General features: G+C 61.8%; 9 protein-coding genes. 1 reads left to right on the top strand and 8 read right to left on the bottom strand.

What is annotated here, in order from left to right; genetic code table 11:
• Positions 1-162: 162 nt before the first annotated feature.
• The 8 genes from SGN16_RS02460 to glnE form a co-directional block, all read right to left on the bottom strand.
• Positions 163-1,614, bottom strand: a complete 1,452-nt coding sequence (locus tag SGN16_RS02460; RefSeq protein ID WP_335943802.1) for a lipopolysaccharide kinase InaA family protein — start codon at positions 1,612-1,614, stop codon at positions 163-165.
• On the bottom strand, positions 1,614-2,366 hold the full coding sequence (locus SGN16_RS02455) for a lipopolysaccharide kinase InaA family protein (protein WP_335943801.1): 753 nt from the start codon (positions 2,364-2,366) through the stop codon (positions 1,614-1,616). Before SGN16_RS02455 ends, SGN16_RS02460 begins: the two co-directional genes overlap by 1 nt.
• Positions 2,363-3,097: a lipopolysaccharide kinase InaA family protein gene (locus SGN16_RS02450; RefSeq protein ID WP_210642543.1), complete on the bottom strand. Its 735-nt coding sequence runs from the start codon at positions 3,095-3,097 to the stop codon at positions 2,363-2,365. Before SGN16_RS02450 ends, SGN16_RS02455 begins: the two co-directional genes overlap by 4 nt.
• On the bottom strand, positions 3,097-3,903 hold the full coding sequence (rfaP, locus tag SGN16_RS02445; RefSeq protein ID WP_210642542.1) for a lipopolysaccharide core heptose(I) kinase RfaP: 807 nt from the start codon (positions 3,901-3,903) through the stop codon (positions 3,097-3,099). Before rfaP ends, SGN16_RS02450 begins: the two co-directional genes overlap by 1 nt.
• Positions 3,900-5,024 carry a glycosyltransferase family 4 protein gene (locus tag SGN16_RS02440; RefSeq protein WP_335943800.1) on the bottom strand — a complete coding sequence of 375 codons (1,125 nt, stop codon included), beginning with the start codon at positions 5,022-5,024 and terminating at the stop codon, positions 3,900-3,902. Before SGN16_RS02440 ends, rfaP begins: the two co-directional genes overlap by 4 nt.
• A complete protein-coding gene (waaC, locus tag SGN16_RS02435) occupies positions 5,024-6,082 on the bottom strand; it encodes a lipopolysaccharide heptosyltransferase I (RefSeq protein ID WP_335943799.1) in 1,059 nt (352 codons plus the stop codon). The genes SGN16_RS02440 and waaC overlap by 1 nt, the downstream gene beginning before the upstream one ends.
• A 1-nt stretch (position 6,083) precedes the next feature.
• Positions 6,084-7,118, bottom strand: a complete 1,035-nt coding sequence (waaF, locus tag SGN16_RS02430; RefSeq protein ID WP_335943798.1) for a lipopolysaccharide heptosyltransferase II — start codon at positions 7,116-7,118, stop codon at positions 6,084-6,086.
• A 192-nt stretch (positions 7,119-7,310) separates the two neighbouring features.
• Positions 7,311-10,250 (bottom strand): bifunctional [glutamate--ammonia ligase]-adenylyl-L-tyrosine phosphorylase/[glutamate--ammonia-ligase] adenylyltransferase, encoded by a 2,940-nt coding sequence (gene glnE, locus SGN16_RS02425; RefSeq protein WP_335943797.1) that lies wholly within the window; start codon positions 10,248-10,250, stop codon positions 7,311-7,313.
• 383 nt (positions 10,251-10,633) lie between these two features.
• Between glnE and aceE the strand changes: the two genes are divergently transcribed.
• Positions 10,634-13,279: a pyruvate dehydrogenase (acetyl-transferring), homodimeric type gene (gene aceE, locus SGN16_RS02420; RefSeq protein ID WP_063323231.1), complete on the top strand. Its 2,646-nt coding sequence runs from the start codon at positions 10,634-10,636 to the stop codon at positions 13,277-13,279.
• Positions 13,280-13,290 lie beyond the last annotated feature (11 nt).

Here is a 13,290-nt window from a genome sequence, read left to right as displayed (position 1 = left end):
TGGGGAGTACCGTTTTGAGGAACCACGGCAAGTCGGCCCCAGGATTTTGATCGCTCCCATGCTCCGAGTGGGAATGCATCCCGTGACGCTCTGCGTCACCTCCCAAAAGCGGAACGCGGAGCGTCTCTGGCAGCGTTCCCACGCGGGAGCGTGGCAACGATCTCATGGCGCGCTTTCGACATCCTTGGGCAACCGCCCATCAATCACCCGATACAACGCACTACTCTCCGGCCAATTGCGCATGAACCGTGCGCGATCCCGGGCGTAGGCCGGGGCGAAGCTGGCGTGGGTGCGGTGTTGGCACATGGAATCCAGGTCGATCAGCGCCCAGCGGTCCTGCTGCCAGAACAGGTTGTGGCCCTTCAAATCGCCGTGGCTGATGCGCTCGCGTATCAGGTCGGCGAACAGCCGGTCCAGCGCCAGCAGTTCAGGCTCTGGCGCGTCACCACTTTCCACGTAGGGGGCGAAACGCTCGATGATGTCAGGGCCCGACAGATGCTCGGTCACCAGATAGGCGCCGCGGCGCAGCCACAGGAAACGCTTCTCCAGCAAGGCCAGCGGCTTGGGCGTGGCGATGCCGAGGAACGCCAGGCGATGGCCTTCGCGCCAGGAATGCCAGGCGCGGCTCGGACGCCAGAAGCGCTTGAGCCAATGGGCGAAGTTCTTGATGTTGTAGCGTTTGATCACCAACGTGCGGCCATTCACATTGACTTTGCCGACACTCGCCGCGCCACCGGTCTTGTACAGGTGACCCTGGTCGAGCAAGGCATCAGCCTGTTCCAGCACCGGCATCATGGCCGCTTCTTCATCGCGCCGGATCGCCCGTAGGCCGAAAGGCCCGCGCCGTACACTGAACAGGCTGCATTCGCGCCCAACCTTCGCCAGGAAGTCCTTCAGGCGCCAGGCGTGGACCTTGTCGATCTGTTTTTGCAACGCTTCCATGGGCAGCGCGTGTTCGGCGTTGCCCAGCAGGTAATACACCAAGAGTTCTTCATTGAACGGCTCGATGGATTTGGGAAGCTGGGCAAAAAACACCCCCAGGTTCTCCAGGACTTTGTGCCGTGACAACGGTTGCCCTGGGGTTTCAGCGCGGATGCCAGCACCGTCGATCAAATAGAGCTTGCCGTCGTGGCGCAGCAGATTGTCCAGGTGCAAGTCTTCTTGCCACAGGCCCTTGCCGTGCAGTTGTGCAATGGCCCCCAGAGCTTCGGCCAATACCGCTGTTTGTTCATCAGCCAGCAACGGCAGGTGCTCGACCTGTTTCCAGGCATCCCCCAGGCTCTCGGCACCTTCGAGCAACTCGAACAACAACCAGCCGCCCTCGCCCTCTTTCAGGCCATCGGCCAACAACAACGGGGTTGTCAGCCCTTGCTCCGCCAGCAGGCGCACGCCTTGCAATTCCCGTTGAAAATGCCGGGCAGCCTTGCTGCCCACCAGCAACTTGGCCAGCACCGGTCGCCCGCGCCAGACGCCCGCACCGACATAACGCTGCCCCGGCAACACCCGCAACAGCGTAAGCAGCTGCAACTTCGCCGGGCCGGCTGCATCGGCCAGCTCCAGGCTCAGAGGCAGGCCGGGGTTGCGGCCGGCGCTCTTCAATTCGGACAAGTGCATCAACGGGCTTCCTTATGGTTGCGCCGGGCGCTCAGGCGGGTCATCCAGCTGTCGACCAGATCACTGTCGAGCGGCTGGTCCAAGTAGGTCGCCAGCAGCTGGCGCACATCGTCCTGATTCCAGATCGAGGCGCGACGCAGCAAGGGCTCCAGATCCTTGACCCGATCCCGCTGGCCGAACAACAGCGGCCGGGTCTTTTCCAGGTCGATCAGTTGCGCCTGATAGCCGCTGGCAGTGGTTTGCAGAAAGATGTGCTTGGGATAGAAGCAACCGTGAACCTGATGCATGCCGTGCAGGCGCCGCGCCAACTGGCCGCAGGCTTTCAAGATGGTGGCGCGTTGCGCCGCCGTCAGGGTCGGCCAGCGCTGTAGCAGCGAGTCCAGGTCATCCCAGCCGTCCAGGGCACGGGTCAGCAGGATCGCCCGCACCTCGCCGTCGACCTTGCGCTGGCCATAGAACACCGCTTGCAGCGCCGGAATGCCCAACCGCCGATAACGGCTGATGTTACGAAACTCCCGGGAAAAACTCGGCTCGCCAAACGGGTGGGACAAGGTCCGGGTCAGGTAATTGCTCTGGCGCTTGAGGTAATAGCCTTGCCCTTCCAGGTCCAGCCGGAACACGCTGCTCCAGCCACCACCCGAGGTATTGGGCTCATCCACCGCGTCCAGTTGCCGCGCCCACAGGGCCTCGAAGCTGTCCAGGCCATGACGTTGCAGCAACGCCCGGTCTTCAGCGGCCAGGAAATCAGTCATTCACGCCCCTCGAAAAATCTCACCACGTGACGGATGCGCTTCTTGTCGCACGCATCGAGCCGCTCACGCTGGCGATATTGCAGGTAAAAACGCAGGCGCTGGGTGGCCGACAAGTGGTATTTGGCTACTTTATCCAGGCACGCCAAGTCCTTGGTGATGCGGTACTTGAGCCAGAAACCGCGCCAGAAATCGCCATTTGGGCAGTCAATCAGGAACAGCTTGGCTCGGTCATCGATCAGCAGGTTGCGCCACTTCAGATCGTTATGGGTGAAACGGTGGTCGTGCATGGTCCGCGTGTAGCCAGCCAATTGCCGACTCACCTCGTCGACCCAGGCTCGATCGGCCAGGCGCGAATCTTGACGATCGGCCAGGGCCGAGAGGTCTTCGGTATGAGGCAGTTCGCGGGTGATCATCGCGCCACGGGCATAGGCTGCACCGTTTCGCTCCAAGCCCCAGGCGACGATTTCGGCGGTGGGGATGCCCCATTTGGCGAAGCGCTTGAGGTTCTGCCATTCGGACTTGACCCTTGGCTTGCCCAGATAACGGCGCAAGCCCTTGCCGGCCCCAACGTAGCGCTTGACGTAGTAATTCACGCCGTTGCGCTGCACCCGAATCACCTCTGAGAGCGGGTCGCGCGTCAGACGCTCGCCCTGGAGGGCAAACACGGCCTCCAGGCTACCGAAATCCTGCGCCAGCTCGGCATAGGCCGGTTCCAGTTTCCAACCCGACATCAGAGCGCGTCCCCGTACCGCTGTTTTCGGGCGTAAAGCTTGTTGGCCTTGCCTTCGAGCCAGGCCAGCAACGCAGCCTCTTCGGCGAGGATCCGGCGCAGCGGCTGCTGGAAATAGCCCTTGAGGAAACGCAGCTTGTCGCGGCGGGTCAGACCGATGTCCAGCGCCGAGAAATACAGCGCCGCCAGATCCTTGTTGCGCCAACGGGTCGTAATGGCCGCACGGGTCTGGGCGCGGTGCAGGTCGATCACCGAGAGTTTGAAATCCCCCGGAGTCACCGGTTTGTCGGTATGCAGCAAAAAGTGGCAGATATAGCAGTCACGATGGTTGACCCCGGCACGGTGCATCATGCCGGTCATGCGTGCGACCTCGGCGATCAGCGCATGCTTGAGTGCCGGCTGCGGCGGCTGCTTGAGCCAATCGATGCTGAAGTCTTCAAGGCTGACGGTCGGCGCCAGTTCCTCGGTGACAATGAACGAATGCTGGTCCGCCGGGTTGCTGCCCTTCTCGCCATAGGCGACAGCGGTCATGGTCGGCACGCCGACTTCCTGCAAGCGCTGGATCGCCTTCCATTCCTGGCCCGCACCGAGTACCGGCAGCTTGGCGGTGAACAGATTCTTGAAAATTTCGCCCCAACCGATGCCGCGGTGAATCTTCACGAAAAAGCCGCGACCGTCCACCTCCGTGCGCAAGGTGCGCCGGGCTTCCAGTTCACGATAGACCTCGCCCTTGAGCGCCTCGACTTCGGCGAACGCATCGCGCCCGGCCCAAAGGCTCTTGAACGGTTCGGCCAGCATCAATTTCATTGCGCGTGCTCCGCCAATATCACGTCCGCCGCGTGCTGCGGCATGCTGTAGAGGTCGGCCGTCTCGGCGAAGGCCAGACCGTTGCGGCTCCAGGTCGCCCGTGCGTCGGCGTCGCTCAACATACGGCCCAGGTATTCGGTGAGCTGGGCCTGTTCGAATGGCTCGTCGAGCACCAGGCCGCTGTCGGCCTCGGCGATGTAATGGGCATACCCGCACACCGCGCTGACCAGCACCGGCAAACCGGCCACCAGCGCTTCGAGCAGTACGGTGCCGGTGTTCTCGTTGTACGCCGGATGGATCAACAGGTCGGCGCCCAGCAGGAAACGCGGAATATCACTGCGACCCTTGAGGAACCGCACGTTGTCACCGAGCCCCAGCGCGGCGCTCTGCAGTTGGAATACTTTGGGGTCGTCCTGGCCAATTACAAACAGCCGGGTGCGTTTTCTCAACTCGGTGGGCAACGCGGCCAGGGCCTTGAGACTACGATCCACGCCCTTGGTCTTGAACCCGGAACCGATTTGCACCAACAACAGGTCATCGTCGGCCAGCTCGAATTCGGCACGGAACGCGGCGCGGATCTCGTCGGCATCGGCGGGGCGGCGCCGGTCCTGGGCGATGCCCGGCGGCAGCAGGTGAAAGCGTTCCAGCGGCGTGCCGTAGTGCTTGATGAACAGCGGCTGCTGGACTTCGGAAATCATCAGCACGTCGGTCTTGGCATCCTTGGCGAACACCGCCCGCTCGTACTCAGCGAAGTGCCGGTAGCGGCCCCAACGCCGGTACAGCGAGTTACGCAGGTTCTGCGCCTTGTCTTCGAAGCAGCCGTCGGCGGCGTAATACACATCCAGGCCGGGCATCTTGTTGAAGCCAATCAAACGGTCCACCGGGCGCTTGGCCAGGTCGGCTTCCATCCACGCGCTGAGTTTTTCGTTGCGACGGTGGTTGAACAGCGCCTTGACCGGCGCCACCAGCACCTCGAAGCCCGGCGGGACGTCACCTTCCCAGATCAGCGTATAGACGCGGATCTGGTGACCGCGTCGCTGGCATTCCAGGGCGATGCGCATGAAATCACGCTGCAAGCCTCCGAAGGGGAAGTACTTGTAAAGGACAAAAGCCAATTGCATCAGCGCGGCTCCTCAGCCAATAACGTGCTCAGGTGGCTGGCAACACGCTCGGGGTTCAGACGCGTGAAGCACAGGGGCTGCTCGCGTTTCAGGTCAAACCGACGGGCATCTTCGGCGGTCGGCGGGTAGGTGCATTGTTTCTGCATGCAGGGCGCGCAAGGGAAATCGCTGGCGAGGTGAACCTGGCTCTTGCCATAGGCGCCAGTCAGCCTCGGGTTGGTGGGGCCGAGCAGCGAGATGGTCGGTACGTCGAGGGCCGCGGCCAGATGACCGAGACCGGTGTCCACCGCCACGCAGGCCTGGGCACCGGCGAGTACCTTGCCGACGCCGCCCAGGTTCAGTTTCGGCAAGACCTCGACATTGCGCAGGCCCTTGGCGATGCGTTCGGCCCGGGCCTTTTCCAACGGGTTGCCCCACGGCAGCTTCACCACCACGCCGAGCAGCCCCATGCGTTCGGTGAGCTGACGCCAGTAGAGCTCGGGCCAATGCTTGGATTCCCACGTCGTGCCATGCAGGAATACGACATAAGGGTATCTGCGCGGCAATTCCACCAGGCGATCGACGTTCAGGCCGTAGCTGCCCTGGGTCTTGGGCAGGTCATACCCCAGCGCCAAGGCGAACAGTTGCCGCACGCGCTCCACCGCATGCTGACCACGGGCCACTGCCAGGCGGCGCGAATAAAAACGCGCGGCCAAGGGTTCGCGGGCCGAGTGCTGATCCAGGCCCGCGACCGGCGCCTTGACGTAACGGGTCAGCCAGGCGCTTTTCAGCAGGCCTTGGGCGTCGATGACCAAGTCGTACCTTTCGGCCCGCACGCTCTGCTTGAAGCGGCGCCACTCGCCGCTCTTGATGGTTTGCCAGAGGTTCTTGCGCCAGCGACGAATCGCCACCGGGATGACCTTGCCCACGGCCGGGTGCCAGGTGGGGATTTCGGCGAAGCCTTCCTCCACCACCCAATCGAATTTAATGCCAGGAATCGCCCGCGCCGCGTCAGTCAGCGCCGGCAGCGCGTGAATCACATCCCCCAGCGAAGAGGTCTTGATCAGCAATACCCGCAAGTTACTGAACCTCCACGGGTGTGCCCTGCAAACGCTCCAAGGCCTCGTTCACCGACAATGGCATGAGCTGGCGCAGGCAGTTGTAATGACCGAAGCGGCAGGTGCGGTCGAAGCACGGGCTGCATTCGATGCCCAGGCGCACGATTTCGACCTTGTCGGCCAGCGGTGGCGTGAAGCCTGGCGACGTGGAGCCGTAGACCGCCACCAATGGGCGGTTCAGGGCAGCGGCCACGTGCATCAGGCCGGAGTCGTTGGACACCACGCAATCGGCGCAGGACAACAAATCAATGGCCTCGGCCAGGGACGTATCGCCGCTGAGGTTCACTGACTCTTCCCGAAGGCCTGGAATCAGCCGCGAGCGGATGTCTTCGCCCACCGGGTGATCCTTTTTCGAGCCGAACAGCCAGACTTGCCAACCGTCGCGAATCTTCGCTTCGGCGACCTGGGCGTAATGCTCCGCCGGCCAGCGCTTGGATTCACCAAACTCGGCACCTGGGCACAGGGCCAGCACCGGGCGATCCAGGCTCAGGCCGAACTTGGTCAACGCCGCCTCACGGCTGACCGGGTCGATCGCAAGGCTGGGGCGCGGGTACGGTTTGGGTAGCTCAACACCCGGTTCGTAGGCCAGGGCCATGAAGCGCTCGATCATCAGCGGGTAGCGGTCTTTGTCCAGCGTACGCACATCGTTGAGCAGACCGTAGCGAAACTCGCCACGCCAGCCGGTGCGTTTGGGGATGCCGGCGAAGAACGGCACCAGCGCCGACTTCAAGGAGTTGGGCAACAGGATCGCCTGGTCGTACTGACCGGCCAGGGATTTGCCGATGCGTCGACGGGTTGCCAGCTCCAATACGCCATGGCCAAGCGGGAAGCTCAAGGCCTTGCGTACCTCGGGCATACGCTCAAGAATCGGTCGGCTCCACTCTGGAGCCAGGACATCGATTTCGCACTGTGGATGGCGCTGCTTCAGGCACTGGAACAGTGTCTGCGCCATCACCATGTCACCGACCCAACTGGGCCCAACGATCAGAATATTCATGTGGTTTCCAAAAACGATACGGGGAGGCCTACGCCTCCCCGCCTCGAGAATCACTGTGGCTTAGGTCGTTGCCTGTTGCCTTCAATCTACAACTGTGGGAGCGGGCTTGCTTGCGAAGGGGCCAACTCACCCAACATCAAGGTTGCCTGACAGTCCGCCTTAGCGAGCATGCCCGCCCCCACATTCAAACCTTCAGCTCAGGCCCAGCTCTCGCCAGATCCGCACTACCTGCCTGCGCTCATCCATGAACTGGTCGCCTGCAATCACCCCGGCTTCTTTCTGCAAGGCCTGGCGGTGAGCGGCGGAGCGGTAGGCTTTATAGGCCTCGCGCAACAGGGTGGCGTCTTCAACCGGCATCAGCCCGACCTCCTGCAACCCTTCCAGGATGCGGATGTTGTCGGTGTAGCGCAGCAGTGACGGGTGTTCCTCGGACCACGCCAGGGCCGCGTATTGCACCATAAATTCAATATCGACGATACCTCCGGCATCCTGCTTGAGGTCGAAGGGTGCCGTGGCCTCGAAGGCATTTGCCGCAGTCCCGGCGGCGGTGGCCTTGCTGCCCAGATTATCGCGCATCTTGGCGCGCATCTCGCTGACCTCCTGGCGCAGCGTCGGCAAATCACGCTTGCGTCCCAACACCTGGGCGCGGACTTTCTCGAACGCCTGCCCCACGTCCTGGCTGCCCACCAACACTCGGGCCCGCACCAACGCCTGGTGTTCCCAGGTCCAGGCTTCGTTCTCCTGATAACGAGCAAACGCCCCGAGGGAACTGACCAACAAGCCCGACGCCCCGGACGGTCGCAGACGCATGTCCACTTCATACAGCTGCCCGGAGTTGGTCTGGGCGGTCAGCAAGTGAATGATCCGCTGGCCGAGCCGAGTAAAGAACTGCGCGCCGTCGATAGGTTTCGGGCCATCGGTTTCCGCCTGTGGGTCGCCATCGTGGATGAACACCAGGTCCAGGTCGGAACCATGCCCCAATTCCAGGCCGCCGACTTTCCCATAACCGACAATAATGAAGCCCGGATCGCACAGGCCGCCATTGGTGCGCAACGGCACGCCATGCTTGGCCACCGTCTGGCGCCAGGCCAGGGCCAGTACCTGCTCGAGGATCGCCTCGGCCAGCCAGGTCAGGTAATCGCTGACTTTCATCAATGGCAGGCTACCGGCGATTTCCGAGGCGGCCACCCGCAGACGGTGCGCCAACTTGAAATGCCGCAGCGCCTCCATTTGCTGCTCGAGGTCATCCTCGGGAATTCGCGTCAGACGCTCACGCAACTCTGCCGCCAGTTCCGGCGCCAACGGCGGCTTGAACAAGCGGCCCTCATTGAGCAACTCATCGAGCAGCAACGGAAAACGAGTGATCTGCTCGGCGATCCACGGGCTCGCCGCGCACAGCGTCAGCAAACGCCGCAGGGCACCGGGGTTTTCCGTGAGCAGGACCAGATAGGCCGAACGGCGGGCCACGGCTTCCACCAGCGGCAGCACCCGTTCCAGCACCAGATCCGGATTGGCATGCTCCACCGCCTGGGCCAGCAGCCGCGGAATGAACGCATCCAGACGCTCACGCCCCAGGCGCTGCATGGCACGCAATTGCGGGCTGGCGCGCAGGGCAGCCAGGGCCTTGAGGGCTTTGGGCCCATCGACAAACCCACCCTCCTGCAGTTGACGACACGCAGCCCCTTCGTCCTGGCTGTCTTCCCACAATGGCAACCATTCGCCACCCACCACCACTTCACTTTCGCTGCCCTCGTCTTCATCCGGGTCAGCGATGACCTGGCCGAAATGCCAGGCCACACGTGTGCGCCAGTACATCAATTGTTCATGGAACGCTGCCCAGTCGGCAAAGCCCAGCATGAACGCAATGCGCGCCTGGTCCTGCGGGTTGTCCGGCAACATCTGGGTCTGACGGTCGGCAATGGCCTGGATCGCATGTTCGGTATAACGCAGGAATTCGTAACCCTGGCGCAGCTCATCGACCACCTTGGCCGGCAGATAGCCCTGGCCTTCCAGGGTACCCAGCACTTTGAGCAACGGGCGTTGCTGCAAGCTCAAGTCGCGACCGCCATGGATCAACTGGAACGCCTGGGCGATGAACTCCACCTCGCGAATGCCGCCCGAGCCCAGCTTGATGTTGTCGGCCATGCCTTTGCGCCGCACTTCCTGCTGGATCAGCTGCTTCATGGTGCGCAACGCTTCAATGGCGGAAAAATCCAGGTAACGGCGATAAACGAATGGACGCAGCATGTCGAGCAACTGCGCACCCGCCACCTGATCGCCGGCCACCACCCGCGCCTTGATCATCGCGTAGCGTTCCCAGTCGCGGCCCTGGTCCTGGTAATACTGTTCCAAGGCATTGAAGCTCAGCACCAGCGCACCGGCCGAACCGTAGGGGCGCAGGCGCATGTCGACGCGAAATACGAAACCGTCGACGGTCATCGGGTCCAGGGCCTTGATCAGGCGCTGGCCAACGCGAATGAAAAACTCCTGGTTATCCAGCGGACGCTTCGCACCGACGGTTTCGCCACCCTCGGGGTAGGCGAAAATCAGGTCGATGTCCGACGACAGGTTCAGCTCCACCGCACCGAGCTTGCCCATGCCCAGGATGACCATCTGCTGCGGCTCACCGCTACGCCGGCCAGTGGGCGTGCCGAATTGCTGGCTGAGGCGCTGGTATAGCCATTGATAAGCCTGGTCGATGCAAGTGTCGGCCATATCCGAAAGGTCGCGACAGGTCTGGACCAGGTCGGCCTGGCGGGTCAGGTCACGCCAGATGATCCGCACCTGCTGACGGGTGCGTTGGCGGCGCAGGACGCGCCCCAACTCATCCTCGGTCTCGGCGGCCCGCACTGCGGCGCCGATCTGTGCGCACATTTCACCGGGGCTGAGGCTGCGATCCAGCTCGCCGCTGCGCACCAGATCCAACAGCATCGCAGGGTCACGGAGACTCTGCTCGATGACAAAATCACTGGCAGCGGCAACACGCTTGAACGCGTCCCAACGCTCGGGCGTCCAGGCAGATAACCCGTGGTCGTCGTTGAACAAGGCGACCGCCGCACGGAACGACTGCTCGGCACGACTGACCAATGACTGGAGAATGGCCGGTACTTCGGCAAGCGTGGGCAGGCTCATGGTCTATCCTTGATCGGCGCGGGGAAGACTGGATGTAGTGTTTTTTCAAAAGACACTACCTGATTGACTGTCGAACAAAGATGATAAATAGCTGAAAATCTGATTTTATTGGCAGCCGGCATCAAGTTTTTACCTGTTCGTGTTGGCTAAAGACCAACAGTAACGATTATTCTCACAACGAAACGAGGGGCCACGAGCCGCTCATGTGTAGTTTTACTACTCGTCTATACATTCGAAAGGCTGAAACGGCCGACGATTTGTAGTAAAACTACACGCCGCCGAGCCAACCTTCGGCAATCCAAGAATTTATAATCGTCTGCCCACAAGGCCAGTCGCAAACTCAGGCAACCGATTCTGGTAGCCTTTCCGCCCTGGAGCAAGCCATGCAAGACCTCGATCCCGTCGAAACCCAGGAATGGCTGGACGCCCTGGAATCGGTTCTCGACAAAGAAGGCGAAGACCGTGCTCATTATCTGATGACCCGTATGGGCGAACTCGCAACCCGCAGCGGTTCGCAACTGCCCTACGCCATCACCACGCCATACCGCAACACGATCCCCGTAACCCACGAAGCACGCATGCCTGGCGACCTGTTCATGGAACGCCGCATTCGCTCGCTGGTACGTTGGAACGCGTTGGCCATGGTCATGCGTACCAACCTGAAAGATTCTGACCTGGGCGGTCACATCTCCAGCTTCGCCTCCAGCGCGACGCTGTATGACATCGGCTTCAACTACTTCTTCCAGGCCCCGACCGACGAACACGGCGGCGACCTGATCTACTTCCAAGGGCACGCATCGCCAGGCGTCTACGCCCGTGCGTTCATGGAAGGCCGCATCAGCGAAGACCAGATGAACAACTTCCGTCAGGAAGTGGACGGCAACGGCCTGTCTTCGTATCCACACCCTTGGCTGATGCCTGATTTCTGGCAGTTCCCCACCGTTTCCATGGGTCTGGGCCCGATCCAGGCGATTTACCAGGCACGCTTCATGAAGTACCTGGAAGCCCGTGGTTTCATCCAGCCAGGCAAGCAGAAAGTCTGGTGCTTCATGGGCGACGGCGAGTGCGACGAGCCGGAATCCCTGGGCGCGATCTCCCTGGCTGGCCGCGAGAAACTGGATAACCTGATCTTCGTCATCAACTGCAACCTGCAGCGCCTCGACGGCCCGGTTCGCGGCAACGGCAAGATCATCCAGGAACTCGAAGGCGTGTTCCGTGGCGCTCAGTGGAACGTCAACAAAGTCATCTGGGGCCGTTTCTGGGACCCGCTGCTGGCCAAGGACGTCGACGGCATCCTGCAACGCCGCATGGACGAAGTCATCGACGGCGAATACCAGAACTACAAGGCCAAGGACGGCGCGTTCGTCCGTGAGCACTTCTTCAACACGCCTGAACTCAAGGCAATGGTTGCAGACTTGTCCGATGACGAGATCTGGAAACTCAACCGTGGCGGCCACGACCCGTACAAGGTCTATGCGGCGTACCACGAAGCGGTCAACCACAAAGAACAACCAACCGTCATCCTGGCCAAGACCATCAAGGGTTATGGCACCGGTGCCGGCGAAGCGAAGAACACCGCGCACAACACCAAGAAGGTCGATGTCGACAGCCTGAAGTTGTTCCGTGACCGCTTCGACATCCCGGTCAAGGACAGCGAGCTGGAAAACCTGCCGTTCTTCAAACCCGAAGAAGGCAGCGCCGAAGCCCGTTACCTGGCCGAGCGCCGTGCCGCGCTGGGCGGTTTCGTACCACAGCGCCGCGCCAAGAGCTTCAGCGTCCCGACCCCACCCCTGGAAACCCTCAAGGCGATCCTGGACGGCTCGGGCGACCGTGAAATCTCCACCACCATGGCCTTCGTGCGGATCCTCGCGCAACTGGTCAAGGACAAGGAAATCGGCCAGCGCATCGTCCCGATCATCCCGGACGAAGCCCGTACCTTCGGTATGGAAGGCATGTTCCGCCAGTTGGGCATCTACTCCTCCGTCGGCCAGCTCTACGAGCCAGTCGATAAAGACCAGGTGATGTTCTACCGCGAAGACAAGAAGGGCCAGATCCTCGAAGAAGGCATCAACGAAGCGGGCGCCATGAGCTCCTTCATTGCCGCCGGCACTTCGTACTCCAGCCACAACCAGCCGATGCTGCCGTTCTACATCTTCTACTCGATGTTCGGCTTCCAGCGTATCGGTGACCTGGCCTGGGCCGCCGGCGACAGCCGTACCCGTGGCTTCCTGATCGGCGGTACCGCCGGCCGGACCACGCTGAACGGCGAAGGCCTGCAACACGAAGATGGCCACAGCCACATGCTGGCCGGGACCATCCCGAACTGCCGCACCTATGATCCAACCTATGGCTATGAGCTGGCGGTGATCATCCAGGACGGCATGAAGAAGATGACCGAAGAGCAACAGGACGTCTTCTACTACATCACCGTGATGAACGAGTCCTACCAGCAGCCAGCCATGCCGGCCGGCGTCGAGGCGGGCATCGTCAAGGGCATGTACCTGCTCGAGGAAGACACCCGCGAAGCGGCGCACCACGTCCAGCTGATGGGCTCCGGCACCATCCTGCGCGAAGTGCGTGAAGCAGCGAAGATCCTGCGTGAAGAGTTCAACGTCGGCGCCGACGTGTGGAGCGTTACCAGCTTCAACGAACTGCGTCGCGACGGTCTGGCCGTAGAGCGCAGCAACCGCCTGCACCCTGGCCAGAAGCCTAAGCTGAGCTACGTCGAAGAATGCCTGAACGGCCGTAAAGGTCCGGTCATCGCCTCTACCGACTACATGAAGCTGTTCGCCGAGCAGATCCGCCAGTGGGTTCCTTCCAAGGAATTCAAAGTGCTGGGCACCGACGGCTTCGGCCGTAGCGACAGCCGCAAGAAGCTGCGTCACTTCTTCGAAGTCGACCGTAAGTTCGTTGTGTTGGCAGCCCTGGAAGCCTTGGCTGACCGTGGCGATATCGAACCCAAGGTGGTGGCCGAGGCCATCGTCAAGTTCGGCATCGATCCAGAAAAACGCAACCCACTGGACTGCTGAGGAGAATTTTC

The sequence above is a fragment of the Pseudomonas sp. G166 genome (genome assembly GCF_037027455.2).
In the GTDB taxonomy this organism is placed as follows: Bacteria; Pseudomonadota; Gammaproteobacteria; order Pseudomonadales; family Pseudomonadaceae; genus Aquipseudomonas.
Note: the sequence above shows the minus strand (reverse complement) of the source record. Positions and strands in the feature narration are given on the sequence as shown.

What these genes read in the sequence shown, in the direction of transcription:
- SGN16_RS02455 (WP_335943801.1), bottom strand. Translation starts at nt 2,366, where the DNA reads ATGACTGATTTCCTGGCCGCTGAAGACCGGGCGTTGCTGCAACGTCAT.
- glnE (WP_335943797.1), bottom strand. Translation starts at nt 10,250, where the DNA reads ATGAGCCTGCCCACGCTTGCCGAAGTACCGGCCATTCTCCAGTCATTG.
- waaF (WP_335943798.1), bottom strand. Translation starts at nt 7,118, where the DNA reads ATGAATATTCTGATCGTTGGGCCCAGTTGGGTCGGTGACATGGTGATG.
- SGN16_RS02450 (WP_210642543.1), bottom strand. Translation starts at nt 3,097, where the DNA reads ATGTCGGGTTGGAAACTGGAACCGGCCTATGCCGAGCTGGCGCAGGAT.
- aceE (WP_063323231.1), top strand. Translation starts at nt 10,634, where the DNA reads ATGCAAGACCTCGATCCCGTCGAAACCCAGGAATGGCTGGACGCCCTG.
- SGN16_RS02460 (WP_335943802.1), bottom strand. Translation starts at nt 1,614, where the DNA reads ATGCACTTGTCCGAATTGAAGAGCGCCGGCCGCAACCCCGGCCTGCCT.
- rfaP (WP_210642542.1), bottom strand. Translation starts at nt 3,903, where the DNA reads ATGAAATTGATGCTGGCCGAACCGTTCAAGAGCCTTTGGGCCGGGCGC.
- SGN16_RS02440 (WP_335943800.1), bottom strand. Translation starts at nt 5,024, where the DNA reads ATGCAATTGGCTTTTGTCCTTTACAAGTACTTCCCCTTCGGAGGCTTG.